The 19,628-nt window shown below is 34.5% G+C and carries 22 protein-coding genes; 13 read left to right on the top strand and 9 right to left on the bottom strand.

Features of this window, described 5'->3' with window-relative positions; all coding sequences use genetic code 11:
- Positions 1–56: 56 nt before the first annotated feature.
- The 12 genes from P2W65_RS03840 to P2W65_RS03785 all read left to right on the top strand — a co-directional run bounded on the left by P2W65_RS03840 (position 57) and on the right by P2W65_RS03785 (position 9,191).
- On the top strand, positions 57–389 hold the full coding sequence (locus P2W65_RS03840) for a hypothetical protein (protein WP_068842008.1): 333 nt from the start codon (positions 57–59) through the stop codon (positions 387–389).
- A gap of 2 nt (positions 390–391) precedes the next feature.
- On the top strand, positions 392–1,267 hold the full coding sequence (locus tag P2W65_RS03835) for a hypothetical protein (RefSeq protein ID WP_289663647.1): 876 nt from the start codon (positions 392–394) through the stop codon (positions 1,265–1,267).
- 189 nt (positions 1,268–1,456) lie between these two features.
- Entirely contained in the window at positions 1,457–2,539 is a 1,083-nt protein-coding gene (locus P2W65_RS03830) for an adenylosuccinate synthetase (RefSeq protein WP_289663646.1), read from the top strand.
- 9 nt (positions 2,540–2,548) lie between these two features.
- A complete protein-coding gene (gene ybiA / locus P2W65_RS03825) occupies positions 2,549–3,076 on the top strand; it encodes a riboflavin biosynthesis intermediates N-glycosidase (RefSeq protein ID WP_289663645.1) in 528 nt (175 codons plus the stop codon).
- A gap of 11 nt (positions 3,077–3,087) precedes the next feature.
- Positions 3,088–3,594, top strand: coding sequence for an O-acetyl-ADP-ribose deacetylase (locus tag P2W65_RS03820; protein WP_289663643.1), 507 nt, complete (start codon positions 3,088–3,090; stop codon positions 3,592–3,594).
- Between the two features lie 91 nt (positions 3,595–3,685).
- Positions 3,686–4,156 carry a macro domain-containing protein gene (locus P2W65_RS03815; protein WP_289663641.1) on the top strand — a complete coding sequence of 157 codons (471 nt, stop codon included), beginning with the start codon at positions 3,686–3,688 and terminating at the stop codon, positions 4,154–4,156.
- A 12-nt stretch (positions 4,157–4,168) separates the two neighbouring features.
- On the top strand, positions 4,169–4,711 hold the full coding sequence (locus P2W65_RS03810) for an RNA 2'-phosphotransferase (RefSeq protein ID WP_289663640.1): 543 nt from the start codon (positions 4,169–4,171) through the stop codon (positions 4,709–4,711).
- 15 nt (positions 4,712–4,726) lie between these two features.
- Positions 4,727–5,566, top strand: coding sequence for an ADP-ribosylglycohydrolase family protein (locus P2W65_RS03805; RefSeq protein WP_289663639.1), 840 nt, complete (start codon positions 4,727–4,729; stop codon positions 5,564–5,566).
- Positions 5,567–5,568: 2 nt separating this feature from the next.
- A complete protein-coding gene (locus tag P2W65_RS03800) occupies positions 5,569–6,300 on the top strand; it encodes a metallophosphoesterase family protein (protein WP_289663638.1) in 732 nt (243 codons plus the stop codon).
- Between the two features lie 2 nt (positions 6,301–6,302).
- Positions 6,303–6,755 carry a nucleoside 2-deoxyribosyltransferase domain-containing protein gene (locus P2W65_RS03795; RefSeq protein WP_289663637.1) on the top strand — a complete coding sequence of 151 codons (453 nt, stop codon included), beginning with the start codon at positions 6,303–6,305 and terminating at the stop codon, positions 6,753–6,755.
- Between the two features lie 17 nt (positions 6,756–6,772).
- Positions 6,773–7,708: an ADP-ribosylglycohydrolase family protein gene (locus P2W65_RS03790; protein ID WP_289663636.1), complete on the top strand. Its 936-nt coding sequence runs from the start codon at positions 6,773–6,775 to the stop codon at positions 7,706–7,708.
- Between the two features lie 13 nt (positions 7,709–7,721).
- The gene (locus P2W65_RS03785) at positions 7,722–9,191 is read left to right on the top strand and encodes a nicotinate phosphoribosyltransferase (protein WP_289663635.1); all 1,470 of its coding nucleotides are present in this window, start codon (positions 7,722–7,724) and stop codon (positions 9,189–9,191) included.
- 249 nt (positions 9,192–9,440) lie between these two features.
- Here the strand turns inward: P2W65_RS03785 and nadD are convergent, their stop codons facing one another.
- The 5 genes from nadD to P2W65_RS03760 form a co-directional block, all read right to left on the bottom strand.
- The gene (gene nadD / locus P2W65_RS03780) at positions 9,441–10,022 is read right to left on the bottom strand and encodes a nicotinate (nicotinamide) nucleotide adenylyltransferase (protein WP_091494376.1); all 582 of its coding nucleotides are present in this window, start codon (positions 10,020–10,022) and stop codon (positions 9,441–9,443) included.
- A gap of 109 nt (positions 10,023–10,131) precedes the next feature.
- On the bottom strand, positions 10,132–10,704 hold the full coding sequence (gene gmk, locus P2W65_RS03775) for a guanylate kinase (RefSeq protein ID WP_179004163.1): 573 nt from the start codon (positions 10,702–10,704) through the stop codon (positions 10,132–10,134).
- A gap of 69 nt (positions 10,705–10,773) precedes the next feature.
- Positions 10,774–11,157, bottom strand: a complete 384-nt coding sequence (locus tag P2W65_RS03770; protein WP_179004165.1) for a hypothetical protein — start codon at positions 11,155–11,157, stop codon at positions 10,774–10,776.
- Between the two features lie 54 nt (positions 11,158–11,211).
- Positions 11,212–12,072: a YicC/YloC family endoribonuclease gene (locus tag P2W65_RS03765; protein ID WP_289663634.1), complete on the bottom strand. Its 861-nt coding sequence runs from the start codon at positions 12,070–12,072 to the stop codon at positions 11,212–11,214.
- Positions 12,073–12,345: 273 nt separating this feature from the next.
- Positions 12,346–12,693 (bottom strand): arsenate reductase family protein, encoded by a 348-nt coding sequence (locus P2W65_RS03760; RefSeq protein ID WP_289663633.1) that lies wholly within the window; start codon positions 12,691–12,693, stop codon positions 12,346–12,348.
- An 80-nt stretch (positions 12,694–12,773) separates the two neighbouring features.
- Between P2W65_RS03760 and P2W65_RS03755 the strand changes: the two genes are divergently transcribed.
- Positions 12,774–13,229: a DinB family protein gene (locus tag P2W65_RS03755; protein WP_289663631.1), complete on the top strand. Its 456-nt coding sequence runs from the start codon at positions 12,774–12,776 to the stop codon at positions 13,227–13,229.
- 29 nt (positions 13,230–13,258) lie between these two features.
- Here P2W65_RS03755 and P2W65_RS03750 read toward each other — a convergent pair whose 3' ends face one another.
- The 4 genes from P2W65_RS03750 to pgi all read right to left on the bottom strand — a co-directional run bounded on the left by P2W65_RS03750 (position 13,259) and on the right by pgi (position 19,622).
- A complete protein-coding gene (locus P2W65_RS03750; RefSeq protein WP_289663629.1) occupies positions 13,259–13,750 on the bottom strand; it encodes a septal ring lytic transglycosylase RlpA family protein in 492 nt (163 codons plus the stop codon).
- A gap of 91 nt (positions 13,751–13,841) precedes the next feature.
- Positions 13,842–14,264 carry a hypothetical protein gene (locus tag P2W65_RS03745; RefSeq protein WP_095953867.1) on the bottom strand — a complete coding sequence of 141 codons (423 nt, stop codon included), beginning with the start codon at positions 14,262–14,264 and terminating at the stop codon, positions 13,842–13,844.
- A gap of 104 nt (positions 14,265–14,368) precedes the next feature.
- The gene (locus P2W65_RS03740; RefSeq protein ID WP_289663628.1) at positions 14,369–17,659 is read right to left on the bottom strand and encodes a TonB-dependent receptor; all 3,291 of its coding nucleotides are present in this window, start codon (positions 17,657–17,659) and stop codon (positions 14,369–14,371) included.
- Between the two features lie 319 nt (positions 17,660–17,978).
- Positions 17,979–19,622 (bottom strand): glucose-6-phosphate isomerase, encoded by a 1,644-nt coding sequence (gene pgi / locus P2W65_RS03735; protein ID WP_289663627.1) that lies wholly within the window; start codon positions 19,620–19,622, stop codon positions 17,979–17,981.
- Positions 19,623–19,628 lie beyond the last annotated feature (6 nt).

Below are 19,628 nucleotides of genomic sequence, written 5' to 3'. Positions count from 1 at the left end.
TTAAGTTCAGTGCACAACTTGAAACAAGAAAAACTTGAAACAAAAACCACAAAACAATGAGCGATTTAAAACCAAGATTTATTGAATCTTTAAGAAGAAACAATGATCAGATTAGAGAAGACAGAGCCAAAACAATTGGTGAGGATTCAGAATTAATATACAGACGAAGAGTCGAAGACATCGAATTAAAAATAAAAAGACTCGAAAGAGAACAAGAAGGATTGATCGATATTAGTCCGCTGGATAAAAACAGTTTAACCTTTGCCGATTTTCAGCCAGAAGCTTTTGTACAAAAAGATATGGAGCTTGCGCTGACCATCAGAAATTTGAATATCCAGTTTGAAGTAACAAAAAAGAGATTTGAGTATTTATTTGGTAAAACATTTTAGTCATGGGAGGTACAAGATATGATTTCGGTGCTCGTGAAGACAGAGCAAAAAAAGTAGGATATGCCAGCAAATCAGCTAGCGAGATATTTACACAGAATGCACTAAGAATGGCGCATGAATCTATGAATCCAAATGGAGTGGTTTTTAGAGAAGCGAGAGATTCAGACGTTCATCCCAATACAGTTCCAATTATTTTAGGACTGGACGTTACAGGAAGTATGGGACATATTCCGCACGAATTGATAAAAGAAGGACTTCCAAAATTAATGGGCGGAATTATTCAGGGAGGCGTTCCAGATCCGGCACTTTTATTCTTGGGAATTGGCGATCACGAATGTGACAGATATCCTTTGCAAGTAGGGCAATTTGAATCTGGTGACGAAGAGCTGGATATGTGGTTGACAAGAACTTATATTGAAGGTGGAGGAGGAGGAAATGCCGGTGAAAGTTATCTTTTAGCGTGGTATTTCGCAGCCTTTCATACCAAAACAGATGCTTTCGAAAAAAGAGGGCAAAAAGGATTGTTGTTTACAGTAGGCGATGAACCTGGATTAAAAACGCTTCCAGCATCAGCCATTAAAGAAATTATGGGTCAGGGACAACAGACTTATACACATCTTGAGTTATTGGCAGAAGCACAGAAAAAATACGATGTGTACCACATTAGTGTTTTGCATTCAGGACAAGCGATTAATGCCGATGTGGAATGGAAAGAATTGTTAGGACAAAACTGTTTGTCTATCGAAGATCACAGGGAAATTCCAAATGTAATCAAGAAAATCATCTGCGATAAACATAAAAATTCAGGTTCAGGTTTAGGGACTATACCAGTTTCTGATACAAACGACACAGGTTTAGATAGTATAGAAATGCTTTAAATTTTTTAAACACATAGAGACATAGATTTTTATTTTGAATTTGAAAGATTAAAGAAAGAAACTAGTTTCTAACACATAGTCCCGATAGCTATCGGGAATGTGAATTAATGCAAGTGAAACGCCTTTTTTAAGTTTCGAAAGTCTATGATTCTATGTGTTTAAAAATAATTACGCAACAATTAAGTGAAAATGAAAACAGCACAAATAGTTATAGGTTTAGGATTTGGCGATGAAGGAAAAGGAATAACAACAGATTTTCTGGCAAAACAAAATCCTGAATCTATAGTTATTCGGTTTTCGGGAGGACAGCAGGCGGCGCACACGGTTATGATTGGCAATCAAAAACACGTCCATTCTAGTTTTGCTAGTGGTGCGTTACGCGGACTTCCATCTTATTACAGTGAACACTGTACAATTCATCCGCTTTTTTTATTTAATGAAAGAGAAGAATTGAAAGAAAAAAATGCTAATCTGGATTTATATATTCATCCTTTAGCAAAAGTCACTACTCCGTTTGATGTTTGGCACAACAGAGGAAACGCGAGAAACATTGACCACGGAACCTGCGGAAAGGGCATTGGTTCTACCATGAAAAGAAACGAAGGGCCATATAAATTGTTTGCCATTGATTTGATTGCGCCTCGCGAAATGCTTTTAGAAAAGTTAAACCAAATTGCCTATTACTACGGTTTTTTAAACGAACCCGATATCGATCAGGAAGTTCAGGCGTATCTTGAAGCAGTTGATAACATCAAATGGAATATTGCCAATTACAGTTTTCTTTCAAAATATAATAATTTAATTTTTGAAGGAAGTCAGGGAATTTTGCTTGATATGGATCACGGTGTTTTTCCGAATGTTACTTATGCGAATACCACTTCAAAAAATGCAGTTGAAATCTGTAATAAACTGAAAATTGAAGAGGTAGAAATTTATTATGTAACCAGAAGTTACAGCACAAGACACGGCCACGGCTGGATGCCAAATGAAAGAGAAATACAATTAAAAAACAACGAAGAAGAGACCTGTGTTTTCAACGAATATCAAAAACAGCTCAGATTTGGGGATTTGGATTACGATTTGTTGAATTACGCATTACAATTAGATGCAGCTTACAGTCCGAATGCGAAAAGAAATTTGGTGGTAACCTGTATGGATCAGTTAGAAAAAGAATATGAATTTGAAAAGTTGACAACAGATTTCAATACGATTTACGGATCATTTTCGCCAGACTCTAAAGATTTTAAAGTGATAACTTCTTTGTTTCAATAAATAGAAAAAATGAAATACAATATAGAAAATATAGCTCCAGAAAGTAAATTTTTATTTTTCTGGGGACATCAGGCAAGTAAAGATGGAACGATTACAAAAACCTGCTTCAGCCAATGGTGGATAAGTTCATTCGAAGTTAATGGTATGACTTATAAAACTGCAGAACACTGGATGATGGCGAAAAAGGCCGAATTATTCAAGGATCAGGAAATCTTAGAAAAAATCATAAACTGCAATTCTCCGGCCGAAGCCAAAAAATTAGGTCGCAAAGTGAGAAATTACGATGACAAAATCTGGTTGGAAAACCGATTTGAAATTGTAAAAGAAGGAAATTTTCATAAGTTCAGTCAAAACCCTGATTTGAAAACGTTTCTGTTAAACACTAACGAAAGAGTTATTGTAGAAGCAAGTCCAGTTGATCCAATCTGGGGAATTGGAATGGCAAGTGATCATAGTGAGGCGCTAAATCCTGAAAAATGGAAAGGTTTGAATTTGTTGGGTTTTGCTTTGATGGAAGTTAGGGATGAATTGAGATAATTGTGTAAAATATGAAAATTGAACTTCTAAAAGCGGATATAACAGAAATAGAGGTTGACGCCATTGTCAACGCGGCAAACACATCTTTATTAGGCGGCGGAGGTGTTGATGGAGCGATTCACAGAAAGGGAGGAAAAGCAATTTTAGAGGAATGTATCCAAATTCGAAATAAACAGGGCGGTTGTAAAACAGGTGATGCGGTTATCACAACGGCAGGAAATTTACCATCACAATATGTTATTCATACAGTTGGCCCAGTCTGGAATGGCGATAAAGAGGAAAAATCTAAATTGTTAGCGGACTGTTACAAAAATAGTTTGAATATAGCTATTCAAAATGGAATAAAATCTATTGCTTTTCCGAATATTAGTACTGGAATTTATCATTTTCCAAAAGATAAAGCGGCACAAATTGCAGTAAAAACGATAAAAGATTTCGATAAATCAGAGGAAATAGAAAAGGTAATATTTGTATGCTTCGATGATGAAAATTACAAGATTTACAAAAACCTTTTGTAGATGTTCCGTCGGAACATTTCATCGGTAGAAAAAAATGTTACCAGATTGTATTTGCGTTCCATAGGAACGTTCGAATAAAAATGATTAAAAAATGAAAGAGATTCAATATACAAAAGGAGATGCAACATCGCCTCAAACATCAGGAAACAAAATAATCGTTCACGTTTGCAATGACATTGGTGGATGGGGAAAAGGATTTGTGATGGCCATTTCAAAAAGATGGAAAGAGCCTGAAAAACAATATCGCGAATGGTTTAAAACGAAAAATGATTTTGAATTAGGTAAAGTGCAGTTTGTCCAAGTTGAAGAAGATTTATGGGTAGCGAATTTAATTGGACAGCATAAAATAAATAAAGACGAAAACGGCGGAGCTCCAATTCGATATAATGCTATTGAAGAGGGATTAAAAACGGTTTCTGAATTTGCAAAAACAAATAATGCATCTATTCATATGCCTAGAATTGGATGCGGCTTAGCAGGCGGAAAATGGGAAATGATTGAACCAATCATTCTTAAAACGCTTTCGGATAACAATGTTGAGGTCATTGTGTATGACTTCTAAAAAAATATTAAAATGAATGAAAATATAGCAAAGAGCGTCAGCAAGTTTTTGAGTCTGGTGCTCAGACATTCGCCAGAAAAAATCGGATTAAAATTAGACGAAAATGGCTGGGCAGATGTCAATGAATTAATAGAAAAATGTAGTAAAAAAGGGAATCGTCTCGATGCAGCACTTTTGGATTACGTTGTAGAAAATAACGACAAAAAGCGTTTTGCTTATAACGAAGATAAAACCAAAATTCGTGCAAGTCAGGGACATTCTATTTCGGTTGAATTAGACTTAGCAGAAACAGAACCTTCAGAATATTTGTACCACGGAACAGTCGGAAAATTTATGGAAAATATCAGAAATGAAGGTTTGAAAAAAATGAGCCGTCAGCATGTACATCTTTCCAAAGACAAAGAGACCGCAACAAAAGTAGGAAGCAGAAGAGGAATTCCACAAATTTTAACTATTAGAAGCGGTGCCATGTTTAGAGACGGATTCAAATTTTATTTGTCCGAAAACAATGTCTGGCTTACAGATGAAGTTCCCGCAAAATATATTGAGTTTTAAATAAATTAGAAGATTATGATTTTAGAAGCGGCAATAGGTGATGCATATGGTGCAGGTTTTGAGTTTAGAGACCTTGATTTCATTACTCCAAACAATAATCTGACGCAGTATTATAAACACGGAATGTATACTGAGATTTATAAAAGATATACTGATGATACTCAGATGGCAATTGCGATTTCAGAATTGCTACTGGAAGATGATAATTGGAACGAAATTAAGGTTGCAGATAAGTTTGTAGAGGTTTTTCACAGAGATAAAAGACGCGGTTATTCAGACAGAGTTTATAATGCTTTGGATGCAAGTAAAAATGGTTCAGATTTTATCAAAATAATTGATAATGGTAGCAGTGGGAACGGTTCTGCGATGCGAGCGTATTCAATTGGATATTTAAAAGATATTAAGCAGATATTGGAGTTCTGCGAGATTCAGGCAAAAACCTCACATCATACTGTTGAAGGAATAAGCTGTGCAAAACGTATTGCGCTAGCGGTTCATTATTTTAAGTATAATTTGGGCGATGGATCAACTCTGATTTCTTTTTTGAATGAAACTTTAAAAGAGAATGAAAATTATAGAATCACCTCTCCAATTGATATGCATGGATATCCAACGACACAAGCGGTTATTAAAATGGTTTCAGAAGCCACTTCTATGAAAGATTGTCTGAAAATCGGAATAGGTTATGGCGGAGATACCGATACCGTTGCTGCGTTGTCCATGGCGATTTTAAGTCAGAAGCAAAATTGTGAAAAGACATTGCCGTTGTTTTTATATGAAGAATTGGAGAATGATAAATTCGGAAAAGATTTTCTAATTCAATTGGATACTGCATTAAGCAACAAGTTTAGTTAGTCATGAAAAGAACTTTAGTTTTTGGAGATATTCACGGCGGATTAAAAGCATTAATTCAGTTACTGGAAAGAATCGATTATTCAGAAAATGACCGGTTTGTTTTTCTGGGAGATTATGTCGACGGCTGGAGCGAATCCAAACAACTGATTGATTTCCTTATTGAATTATCTCAAAAACAAGAATGCATTTTTATCAAAGGAAATCATGATGCCTGGTGTCAGGAATGGCTTGAAGAAAATGTCATAAACGATATTTGGTTTCTGCACGGAGGAAAATCAACGATAGAAAGTTATGATACTATTGAACTTTCAGAAAAACAAAAACATCGTGATTTCTTCAGTTCAATGAAAGATTATTTTGTAGACGAAAACAACAATTTGTTTATTCATGCTGGATTTTCATCTATGCATGGGCCAGAAAAGGAACATTACAAAACCAATTATTCATGGGATAGAACTTTGTGGGAAATGGCTCTGACAATGGATAAAAGAATCCAAAAAGATTCACTTTCATACCCAAAAAGATTACTGCTTTTTAATGAAGTTTATATTGGTCATACGCCAACATTACATTATAATGTCGAAATTCCGATGCAGGGATGTAATGTATGGAATATAGATACGGGAGCAGGTTTCTATGGAAAGTTGAGTTGTATAGATGTCGAAACGAAGGAATTTTGGCAAAGTGATGCTGTGCAAATGTTTTATCCAAATGAAAAAGGAAGAAATAAATAATCATGAAAAGAATTTTTAGAGCACCCGAAGAAATACCATTGCTGAATGATGTCAAAACCATCTTTTTAGCTGGTTCTATAGAAATGGATAAAGCGATTAACTGGCAATTACATTGCGAAGAACAGTTGCAAGACAAATACATTATTTTTAATCCCAGAAGAAAGGAATGGGACAGCAGTGGGTCACAAACGATAGAAAATCCTAATTTTAAAGAGCAGGTCAATTGGGAACTTAATGCATTAGAAAAAGCCGATATCATTATCATGTATTTTGCAGCCAATACCATGTCGCCTATTTCTTTACTGGAGTTTGGACTTTATGCGCAATCCAAAAAGATGAAAGTGGTTGTGGAAGAAGATTTTTGGCGTAAAGGAAACATTGATATTGTTTGCGAAAGATATGGAGTGGAGCAGTTTAAAACTTTAGACGAATTAATTCAAAATCTGCTTGACTAATAGGAAGGGAAAAAATCATGAAAAATAAAATAGAATCAGGTTTATTTGGTTTGGCAATTGGCGACGCTTTAGGCGTTCCGGTTGAATTTAAATCAAGAGAAAAATTAAAACAGGATCCAGTTGTCGATATGATGGGGTTTATGTCCTGGAATCAGCCGCCTGGAACATTTAGCGACGATAGTTCATTAGCTTTTTGTACTGCCGAAAGTCTGTGCAAAGGTTACGATATAGAAGATATGGCTCTGACTTTTGTAAAATGGATGCAGGAAGGATATTGGGGAGCGCATAACAAAGTATTTGATATTGGCGGCACTACAAAACATTCTTTGGCAAGAGTTGTAAAAGGAGAATCAGCTAGAAATTCGGGTAATTTTTTTGAAGAAGATAATGGCAATGGTTCTTTAATGCGTATTTTGCCATTAGTTTTTTATCTTCAGAAAGAGAATGATATTGAAGTTATCTATAAAAAGGTAAAAGAAGTTTCATCAATTACACACGCTCATTTTCGTTCAGGGTTTGCCTGTTTTATTTATGTTGTATATTGTTTGGAGATTTTAAAAGATAAAGATAAATTCGAAGCTTATAAAGAAATGCAAAACGTTCTTTCGAAGTTTTTAGAAGATAAAAAATATAATCCTGTCGAAATTCAACTATTTGAAAAGCTATTGAAAAATGATATCTGGACATTTCCTGAAAATGAAATTCGGGCATCTGGGTATGTACTGCATAGTTTAGAAGCCAGTTTTTGGTGTTTTTTAAATTCTGATTCGTATGAAAAAACAGTTTTAAAAGCAGTTAACTTAGGAGAAGATACCGATACAACGGGTGCAATTGCTGGAGGATTGGCAGGAATTTATTACGGAATTGAAAATATTCCAGAAAAGTGGATTGACAATTTGGCAAGATCCAATGATATTGAAGATTTAGCATACCGATTATCACAAAAAATATAAATAGAAAAAATATATGAACCCACTATTATTAACCGATGGTTACAAAGTTGACCACAGAAGACAATACCCAGATGGAACAAGTTTAGTATATTCTAACTGGACACCAAGAAAATCAAGACTTGAAGAAGTTGATGAGGTAATCTTTTTCGGATTGCAGTATTTCATTAAAAAATACATTATTCATGATTTTGAAGAGTATTTCTTCAAACAGCCAAAAGAAGAAGTAATTAAAAAATATTCTCGTAGAATCAATAATTATTTGGGCGAAAACCAAGTCGGTACAAAACATATCGAAGATTTACACGATTTAGGATATATTCCGATGGTCTTTAAAGCTTTGCCAGAAGGAGCAAGCGTTCCGTTGCGAGTGCCAATGTTTACGATGTACAATACCATTCCGGAATTTTTCTGGCTGACCAATTATTTTGAAACTTTGCTTTCAGCCGTAATCTGGTTGCCTTGTAACTCAGCAACAATTGCAAAAGAATATAGAAAGGTATTGGACAAATATGCTTCAGAAACTTCATCTGTACCTGAATTTGTAGATTGGCAGGCACATGATTTTTCTATGAGAGGAATGGGCGGTATCGAAGCTTCTTTAACCTCTGCGGCAGGACATTTATTAAGCTTTACAGGATCAGATACCATTCCGGCTATTGATTTCTTAGAAGAATATTACAAAGCCAATTCAGATCAGGAATTAGTTGCAGGTTCAGTTGCCGCAACAGAACATTCTGTAATGTGTATGGGAACTACAGAAGGAGAATATGAAACGTTCAAAAGATTAATTACAGAAGTATATCCAAAAGGAATTGTTTCTATCGTTTCTGATACTTGGGATTTATGGAAAGTTTTAACGGATTATCTTCCAAGGTTGAGAGAAGATATCGTTTCAAGAGAAGGTAAAGTCGTAATTCGTCCTGACAGCGGTGACCCAATTCTAATTATCTGCGGAAATCCTGATGGGAAAACAGAACAAGAAAGAAAAGGGGTAATCGAATTGCTTTGGGATGTTTTTGGCGGTACAACAAATACTAAAGGATTCAAAGAACTAGTGCCGCAGATTGGCGCTATTTATGGAGACAGTATTACCGTAGCAAGAGCAACTCAGATATGTGAAAGATTAAAAGAAAAAGGTTTTGCTTCTACCAATGTGGTTTTAGGAATTGGATCTTTTACATATCAATACAATACCAGAGATACTTTCGGATTCGCAATGAAAGCAACTTACGGAGAAGTAAACGGAGAAGGAAGAGCGATCTTCAAAGATCCAATCACAGATGACGGAACTAAAAAATCAGCCAAAGGGTTGATGAAAATTGATTTAATCGATGGCAAGTATCATTTAAGTGATAATGTGTCTTGGGAAGAAGAAAAACAAGGCGAATTGAAAGAGGTTTTCAGAGATGGAAAACTTTTAGTGGATCAATCGCTGAGTGAGATTCGAACTAGAGTAAAAAGCGACGTGAGTATCGAAGCTTAATTATAAAACGAAAGCCTGAATTTAGAATTCAGGCTTTTTTTATTAGATTTTGCAAACGTTATGCGACCTTTATCAAAGTTTAAAGCTTTCAAAAAGGTTTTTTTATGAATTGCCTCCAGTTTTAACTGGAGGTAAAATAAGAATGATTTGAATGGCTTTAGCCAAACACCGCATTTTGGCTAAAGCCATTTGTTTTTTAAAACAAAAAACCTCCAGTTAAAACTGGAGGCAATTTAAAATTTGATAATTTTATTTCTTATAAAAATTATTATGATCAATATATTCCCAAACTTTTGGAGGAAGTAAAGGCTGAATATTTTTCCCCTCTTTAATACTGTTTCGAATAAAAGTCGAAGAAATCTCTACAATCGGTGCATCGATAACATGAATTTTTGGATGCGATTTTAATTCCACATTTTCGGGTTCGTCAGAAATTCTCGGATACACATAAATATCATGGTTTTCTAGAATTACTTCATAGTTTCTCCATTTATGAAGCGTTTTTAGATTATCTTCTCCCATAATCAAAGAAAACTCATGATTGGGGTATTTTTCCTTTAAATGTTCCAGAGTAATTACGGTATAACTCGGCTGAGGTAATTTAAACTCAATATCCGATGGTTTTATCTTTGGGTAATCTTCTGTTGCCAGAAAAACCATTTGAAGGCGTTGTTGGTCGTCTAATAAAGTCGCCTTTTTCTTCAACGGATTATGTGGTGTAACGACCATCCAAATCTGATCTAAATCGGCAAACTCAGCCATATGATTGGCAATAATCAAATGACCAACATGAATAGGGTTATATGTTCCGAAATAAAGGCCTATTTTCATTTTTTGTAGTTTCACAGAAATTCGCTAAGATAGCACAAAGATTCGCAAAGTTTTAAAATAGCTTTGCGAATCTCTGTGTTTTTTCTTTGTGTATCTCTGCGGAATAAAATTATTTATTTACGAAATCCTTTACAAGTTGATAAGCTTCTTCTTTAGCTGTATCTAAATCGTAGTTTTTTATAATAGTATCAAATTGAGGAGCAGTGGCCAATTCCACAGAAGCTTTTGCAATACGCATATTGATTTTATCTTCACTTTCTGTAGAACGTTGTTTTAATCTGCGTTTTAGTTCGTCAACGCTTGGCGGTTTTACGAAAACAGCTAAAGTTTGTTCAGGAAATTTATGTTTGATACGTAATCCACCTGCAACATCAATATCAAAAATTACATTTTTTCCCATTGCCCAGATTCTTTCGATTTCGGCTTTTAAGGTTCCGTAGAAATTATCACGGTACACTTCTTCCCATTCTAAGAATTCTTCGGCTTTAATGTGTTTTTTGAATTGTTCCAACGAAATAAAATAATAATCTTTTCCGTGTTCTTCCTCTCCGCGTGGATCACGAGATGCTGCCGAGATTGAAAATTCTAAGTTTAAATCTTCTTTCCCTAGTAAATGTTTTACGATAGTTGTTTTTCCTGATCCTGATGGTGCCGAAAAAACAATTAATTTTCCTTTGTTCATTATATGTGCTTTTATTTTAGGCTTTTGAGCTTAAGCCTTAATTCAATATTTTATTTATATTGAAATTGTTTATTGTATTTTTTTGTATAAAAAAGCGCAACCTTCATCACAAAGAATGCTATAATATTCATCTGTTGGTGTTAAATACATTTTATCAGGGTCAGTTTCATGACGACTGATAATGTAATAGTATTCGTCTTTTGGAAAGACAATATGAAGATTATTTTCAAAAACTTCATATGTACCCTTATTTTTTAGATGATCAATTGCAATGTTTCCTTTCTCAAAAGTTATTTCTTCCCCATCTTCAATATCAATATAAAACATTTTGGATACATCAAGTCCGCTTGATTCTATTGCTTTCCATTTTCCTATAAGAGTAAATTCTTTAGGAGGAATATTACACCGATCTGCTAGAATCGTTATGCAGATTAGCAGGAAAACTTTCTCCATGATTTTAAAAATAGTTTTCATGCCTAAGAAAGAGCAATAAGGGATTTTTTTAATTTAAAGAACGTTCAACACTTGTTCTTTAATCTTCTCCAATTCATCCTTCATCATGACAACCAATTTCTGCATTTGTGCATGATTCGATTTGGAACCCATAGTATTGATTTCACGACCCATTTCTTGAGTAATAAAACCTAATTTTCTACCATTGGCTTCAGAACCGTTTAAGGTTTCTAAAAAGTAGTCTAAATGATTGGTTAAGCGAACTTTTTCTTCCGTAATATCTAATTTCTCTAAATAATAAATTAATTCCTGTTCAAAACGATTTTCATCAACATTAACTTGTAATTCTGAGATTGCAGTTTGTAAACGATCTTTGATGGCCTGAACACGCTCTGGATCAAGCGCCAAAGCATCATTCATATATTGACGGATATTTCCAATTCGAAGATTGAATTCTTTTTCCAAAGATTCGCCTTCGTCTTTACGGAAATTTAAGATGTTTTGGAGTGCTTCATTAATAATTATCTGAATCTGCTCCCAGTCATTTTCATCAATTTCTTCGCGTTCAGTTTTTAAGGTATCTGGCATACGAACTGCCATTTTCATTAGTTCTGTTTCATCGGCATCTTGATAAACCTCTCTCAATTGCGCAATATAATTCTTTACAACAGGAACATTTACTTTAGTCGAAGTCTGTTCGGCAGTACTTTCTACATAAATAGCAAAATCGATTTTTCCTCTTTCCAGTTTAGTTGAAATCTGAGTTCGTAAGCCCAATTCCATTTCACGATAAAGCGATGGCATTCTTACATTTAAATCTAACCCTTTACTATTTAAAGATTTTACTTCAACCGTAATTTTTTTTGTAGGCAATTGCAAAGAAGCTTTGCCAAACCCTGTCATAGATTGTATCATATAATTGAGTATAAAGGCGCAAAGATAATTAAAAGTTTGCTCTGTTTATGACGTAAAATACTATTCTGTAAAAGAGAAAAGCCGTTTAATGTCTTTTTTCTAAAATTTTAGCGATTGTCAAAGGTAATTTGGGCGTGACCTTGTTGCAATAAAAGGGCAAACTTACTTTGTGTGTATTCGCCCTTTTATTGCAACAAGGTCGGGCTATCCGGGCTACTTCGGTAGCTTCCTTCTATCCCTCACGCGGTCAATCGTACTTAAAAGAGGATTTATCTAACTCAAAGCCTTTATTACTTCAGCAACATTTTTTTGGCTGTTGCCAATGTAAATTTTTCCGTCAATAATAAAAACCGGACGGCTTAGAAAAGTGTAATGTTCTAAGATATATTTTTTAAAATCAGCTTCCGTCAAAGATTTATCTTTTAATCCCATTGATTTGTATAATTGCGCTTTTCTACTAAATAAAGCTTCGTAACTTCCAGAAAGCTTATGCATTGCTTCCAGTTGTTCTTCAGTAATCGGATCTTGTCTGATATCCTGAAAAACCAAATCGTTTTCGGGTAAACTTTTAATGATTTTTCTGCAAGTGTCGCAAGAGGCTAAATAATATATTTTGTTCATGATTTTTTGAATTTTATTAGACTACAAAGAAAATTCATTTGAAACTTAAAAATGCCTAATTTTAGAAAAAAAATAATTATATGAGCTCAGTTTTTGAAACACAAAAAACGATAAGAGAAATTCTTTTAAAAATTTTAGAAAACCATTCGTTGGAACAATTAAATAAGATTCCACAGGGATTTAATAATAATATTATTTGGAACGTAGCGCATTGTGTTGCTGCACAACAGACATTAGTTTATAAATTGTCGGGTTTACCAACAATGGTTTCAGAGGAATTTATTAATAAATATCGAAAAGGCACAAAACCAGAAGGCGATGTTTCACAAGCCGAAGTTGATGAGGTAAAAGCATTTCTTATATCAACATTAGAAAAAACAAAAAATGATTTCGCCAGTGGTCTTTTTGTAGATTATCATGAATATACTACAAGTATGGGATTTACATTGAGTAATGTCCAAGATGCGTTAGATTTTAATAATTACCACGAAGGAATTCACACCGGAATAGCCATGACTTTAAGAAAATTGGTTTAAATAAAAAATCCCGCCTGAGCGGGATTTTTTTATTCTACTATAGTCTCAATGGTAACTTTCATTGCACCGGCACCTTTGTGTTTAGTGATGTCCATAAAGGCTCTTTTAGATAGATCTATTTCGCGAGTTTTTACAAAAGGACCACGATCTGTAATTTTTACAATAACAAATTTTCCGTTGGCTTCGTTTGTTACTTTTACTCTTGTCCCAAAAGGAATTTTTTTATGAGCAGCTGTGTATTGGTTGTTATTGAATCGGGCTCCGCTTGCGGTTCTTTTTCCATTAAAACGATCTGCGTAGTAGGAGGCATGAGCGTTTTTTTTGTATGGTTTAAGTTTTAAGCCTTTGTCTATAAAGACAGAATCTACAGGTAATGCAATAATGTTTGGTCTTGCATTTTTAACCGTGTCTTGAATGATTTTGGGTTCTGTTGTAGGTTTGGTTTGACTAATAACATACGTAAAGCCGCTAATTAAAGTCAGAGCGATTGTGGCGAATAAAATATTTTTTTTATTTCTCATGGGTTATTTTTTTTCAGACTTGGGGGGAGTTTGTACAAATAATATGCCGAGATAAAAAAAGCCCTGATAAAGGGCTTTTAATTGGTATTTTCTAGAACCAAAGGTTCCAAGGAATTCTACTTAAAATAAGCAATAACCCTAATCCGTAAAAAATAGCAAAGGTTTTAAATTTAGCTTCGCTATTGATTAGCTTTTTATGTTTAGACCATCCAATTGTAATTAGGACGATAGCAATAAGATTAATTAGTGGGTGTTCTAATGATGTTAATCTAAGTTCTGCATTAGACATTTGTCCAAAAGCTGCTTTTCCAAGCGGAGACACAAAATATAATATCAAACCGATTAATAATTGAGTATGAGTTCCAATTAAAGCAAATAAAGCAATTTTACGATCTTTAGCTGTAAACTCTTTTTTTGAAGTAACTCCGATGATGGCATTTACCACTGCAACAAGCAAAAGAAGCAATGCTAAGTATGCCCAGCCAGAGTGAAATTTTTGTAGAAAATTATACATAAACCTTGTTTTTTGTTTGAAACAAATATAACAAAAATGACTAAAAAAAAACGGCATTAAACTTAAAAGTCAATGCCGTTTTTATTATTTAGGATGGTTCTTTATTAGTTGAAAGAATATCTAGCTCCAACTTGCATCTGCCATCTTGATGATTGTAAACCTACGTCATCAATTTGGTTAACTGTGTTAGCAACATTCGGGTTGAAGTTGAATGTTGGAGTAGTTCCGTTTGCTAAGAAACCAACTTGTTGAAGTAATAATACTTGATCGTTTGTAGCGAAGTATCTTCTTCCCCAGTTTTTGTTTAACAAGTTTGTGAAGTTGAAAACGTCAGCTGTAAACTCTAACTTGTGGCTTTTGTTACCAACATTAACTTTGAATTCTTGAGCTAATTTTAAGTCAATAACATGACTCCAGTCTAAACGATCACCGTTACGTTCTGCATATTTACCTCTTCTGCTGTTCAAGTATTTGTTGCTTGAAATATATGCATCATAAGCTTCCCATTGTTGATCTGGTGTCATTGGGTTAGCAGTAGTAGCAACTAAAACTACTTCGCTTTTGTTAGTTGGGATATAAGCCAAAGCAGAGTTTTGGTTTGTATCTCTCATGATTCTACCATTACTATCATTGTAGATGTAGCTGATTGGTGTTCCTTGAGCACCTTCGTAGAATAGACCAATAGTAGTTTTCATATTATTGTTCCATTTGAATTTGATAGATGAGTTTGCTAAAACTCTTGATCCTTGATCAAAATCTGATCTAGATACTCCAGAAATTGCGTTTGAACCGTTAACAGTTTCGATGTATTGCCATTGAGAGCTGTTTTGAGAACTTGTAGCATCCATCCAAACATTAGATTCTCCATAAGAGTATGTTGCAGAGATGTTTGCATCGATAAAGTCAGATGTGAAGTACTTAGTCAATGTGAAACTAGTATTCCAAGCGCTACCTGCTTTTTTGTTTGAACCTAAGTAGATTCCTGAATATGTTTTGTCAACAAGAACGTTATTGTAAATTGGTCTAACATCTCCACCTGTAGTGTAAGTTTGTGGTCCAACAAGGTTTAAGTTTTGGTACTGGATTGAGTTCAAGTTTTCGTTGAAGATCGCTTCAGCAGATAAAACTAATCCACCTGGAAGTTTACGGTCAAATCCAATACTTGTTTTTAATACTTGCGGTAATTTGAAATCTTTTGCAAATAAGTCAACATTTCCTCCTACTGCACCTGTTCCAGGAACTGGTCCTACAGGAGTACCATTAGAATACATCTGGCTTGGGATATCTGTGTTAGGATTGAAAAGAGGTCTAGGGCCTGTTGTAACAATACTTGTGTCGTAGAAATATTGTCCCATACCGTAGTTGTTATAAGCTCCACCTGGCCATACTAAAGGTACTCTTGATGTAAATACACCAATACCTCCACGTACCTGAGTTTCTTTGTCTCCGTTTACGTCATAGTTGAATCCAACTCTAGGAGAGAAATGAACAGTGCTTTTGATTGGTTGTCCAACTTTTGCACCTTTAAGATCTTTTCCTGCAGCTTCTAATAACGGGATAGTTCTTTCGTTGAAGTCAGTATTTGTAACTCCGCTTTCCCATACTGGCATATCAGCACGTACACCTACAGAAACTCTGAAGTTATCAGAAACTCTAATGTTATCTTGAAGGTATAATCCAAATTGATTCATGTTGAATTCAGCTGCTCCTAGAGAATCATCACCTGAACCTCCGATTAAAGAGTATCCTAAACGGTATCTAGATGGTGCTGCATTGTTCATGAAGCTATCATAACTTGCAAATTGGTATCTACCAAAGTTACTGCTGATGAATAAGTTCTTAGCGTAAGTTAATTCGTTGTGTGTACCAATTAAAATATTGTGTTTACCAACGTTAATTTCAAAGTTATCAGTAATTGTTAAAGTTCTTTGTTTTAACAAGTTTGCTGTTGAGCTAGCTTCAGCACCAAAATAAATTGTTCCTGCGCCATCTCTAATCTCAACTGTAGGGAATGGGTTTCCTGATGCATTTCTATCATCGTTTACAGTTGTAAAACCAACAACAAGGTTGTTTGAGAATTTGTTGTTGAATCTAGTATTTAACTCTAACGATGCAGAGTTTGTAATAGATTCGAAATCTTGAGCACCATTAACAAAGTTCAAAGAAGAAGCTGTTGAACGGTATGGTGAGAAGTTTGTTGCTTTAACATAACTGTTCTTTACAGAAAGTTTGTTATTGTCATTAATATTCCAGTCTACTTTAGCAATTAATTTATCAGATACTAAAGTTTGAGTGTTGTTGTTGTAAACACCAGGATTGTAACCGTAAAGTGTTTGTAAACGATTCGTTAAAGCGTCAATTCTTTGTTGAGCTAAAGCCCCACTGTAAGGATTTGAACCGCTAATTCCGATAGCACCAGTATAATTGTTAATGTCAAATGGAGCTGGTGTTTCGTTATCTTGTCTTTCGTAGTTGATGAAGTAGAATAATTTATCTTTTAAGATTGCTCCTCCAGCTCTTACACCATAAGTTTGTGCAGTAAAGTCAGATAATCTTTTTCTTGCAGCAGTAGCACTTGCTTTTTGTGGAGTTTTTCCAGCTAAAGATTGATCTCTGTATAAGAAATAAGCAGAACCGTCGAAGTTGTTTGTTCCAGAACGTGTAATAGCACTAATTGCTCCTCCAGCGAATCCTGATAATTTAACATCGTAAGGAGAAACACTCACTTGGAATTGTTCAATCGCATCTAATGAAATTGGAGAAACTCCTGTTTGTCCACCGTTTGTTCCGTTTGCAGCTAATCCGAAAACGTCGTTATTTACAGCTCCATCAATATAAATCGCGTTGAATCTGTTATTTTGTCCGCCAATTGAGATTACATCATCTCCACGCATTTGCGCTTGAGGTGTAAGTCTTGCAAAGTCAGCAATGTTTCTTGATAAAGATGGTAATTCAGTAATTTTATCGTGGTCGATAACTGTTTGAGCTCCAGTCTTTTTTGAGTTAAAAGTTGGGTCTTTTTTACCAACAACTACAACTTCACTAAGTTGGTTTGTTTCGTCTTTTAAGACAGCTTTTAAACTTTTAGAATCACCAAGTTGTAAATATACTCCTGATTCTGTGTAGGTTGTGAAACCAATGAAAGTCACCTCAATTTTGTAAGGACCACCAACACGCATGTTAGAGATTCTAAAGTGACCATCAAAATCCGTTGTGGTTGAGTAACGGCTACCTGAAGCCTCATGAACTGCAAGAATCGTTGCTCCTGGCAGGGACTTGTTTTGCGAATCGTAAACAACTCCATTGATAGAAGAAGTTGTGTTACCTTGTGCATAAATATCTCCTGCATAAATAAACGCTAAAAGCAGTAAGAGAAACTTTGACAATTTTTTCATCTGTTTTGTTATTTGTTTTTGGCAAAATTATAACAATTAACTCAGATAATGTTATCGAAATGTTAAGAAAAATAACTTTTGTCTTTTGTGTTGCGCATTAAAATGAATTTTTCTCTTTTTGATAAAAAAAATATCGATTTGTTGAATTTTAATATGGCTTTTTTGTTAAAAGTGCAATTATTCTAATTGTGTTGTAATCTATAACGCGCAAATTGACGGCTTTTTCACTCTTTTTGTCGGTATTTTATGCGAAAAAACGCCTTAATTAAGGTTAAATTAAGGCGTTCCAAAGTGTTATGAAATTTTTAAATTTTGCTTTTTACTTATTTTTTAAGAAATGATTTAGCAAAAATGAAGTTGAACTATCATGAGTTTTAACAGTCTTAGAATTGATCTCGTCTAATATAGAATTCGCTAATTGCTTACCTAATTCAACTCCCCATTGGTCAAAACTAAAAATGTTCCAAATAACTCCCTGTACAAAAATCTTATGTTCATATAATGCAATTAAAGAACCTAAACTTTTTGGTGTTAGTTTTTGGATCAAAATTGTATTGGTTGGTTTGTTTCCAGTGAAAACTTTAAATGGTAATAGGTACGATGCTTTATCAGCAGAAAGTCCTTGTTTGTCGAATTCTGCTTGTACTTGCGTTTCTGTTTTTCCGTTCATTAAAGCTTCCGTCTGAGCGAAGAAGTTTGACATCAATTTATCGTGATGATCTTCGTTCCCATAAAGAGGTTTTACGAATCCGATAAAATCTGTCGGGATTCTTTTAGTTCCTTGATGAATTAATTGAAAGAAAGCGTGTTGTGAATTTGTTCCAGGTTCTCCCCAAATAATTGTTCCAGTTTGGTAATTAACAGGTTTTCCGTCACGGCCAACACTTTTTCCGTTACTTTCCATTGTAGCTTGCTGTAAGTAAGGAGCTAATTTTGATAAATATTGTGTGTAAGGAATCAAAGCTTCACTTTCAGCACCATAAAAATTATTGTACCAAACACTTAATAAAGCTAATGTCACTGGAATGTTTTTGTCAAATTCTGCTGATTTGAAATGGTTGTCCATTTCGTGAGCACCTTCTAATAATTGGTTATAATTCTCAAAACCAACTGCCAACGCAATGCTTAGACCAACGGCGCTCCATAAAGAAAATCTTCCTCCAACCCAATCCCACATTGGGAAAACATTGTCTGGATTAATTCCGAATTCTGTTACTTTTTGAATATTTGTTGAAACTGCGGCAAAGTGTTTTGCAATATCTTCCTGAGTAGCCGATTTTAAAAACCATTCTTTAATAGTTTCTGAATTCGAGAGTGTTTCTTGAGTTGTAAAAGTTTTAGAAACAATTACAAATAAAGTAGTTTCAGGATTTAATTTTTTAATGATTTCGTTTACGTGATCACCGTCAACGTTGGAAACGAAGTGAAGGTTTAAATGGTTTTTGTAAAACTGTAAAGCTTCCACTGCCATAACTGGTCCTAAGTCAGAACCTCCAATTCCAATATTTACAATATCTGTAAAAGTTTTTCCTGTAAATCCTTTTCTTTGTCCAGAAATAACTTCTTCAGTAAATTGTTTGATTTTGTTTTTTACTTCATAAACTTCCGGAATTACATTTTCTCCGTCAACAGTAATAACTGCAGATTCTGGAGCGCGTAAAGCGGTATGAAGAACTGCACGATTTTCAGTTTGGTTGATTAATTCTCCTCCAAAATATTGAGAGATTGCATCTTTTAATTCGATTGAATTTGCCAATTCTAATAAAAGAGAGACCGTTTCCTGACTGATATTATTTTTAGAATAATCTACTAAAAAATCATTCCATTGCAAGTTAAATTTTTCAGCACGTGCACTATCTTGTTGAAACAATTCCTGTATGGTGGTTTCGTGAATTGCGTTATAGTGGTTTTGCAGATTTTTCCACGCTTCAGTCCCAGTTGGGTTTGTTGTGTTTAAAGCCATTTTTAT

The sequence above is a fragment of the Flavobacterium panacagri genome, from assembly GCF_030378165.1.
In the GTDB taxonomy this organism is placed as follows: domain Bacteria; phylum Bacteroidota; class Bacteroidia; order Flavobacteriales; family Flavobacteriaceae; genus Flavobacterium; species Flavobacterium panacagri.
Note: the sequence above shows the minus strand (reverse complement) of the source record. Positions and strands in the feature narration are given on the sequence as shown.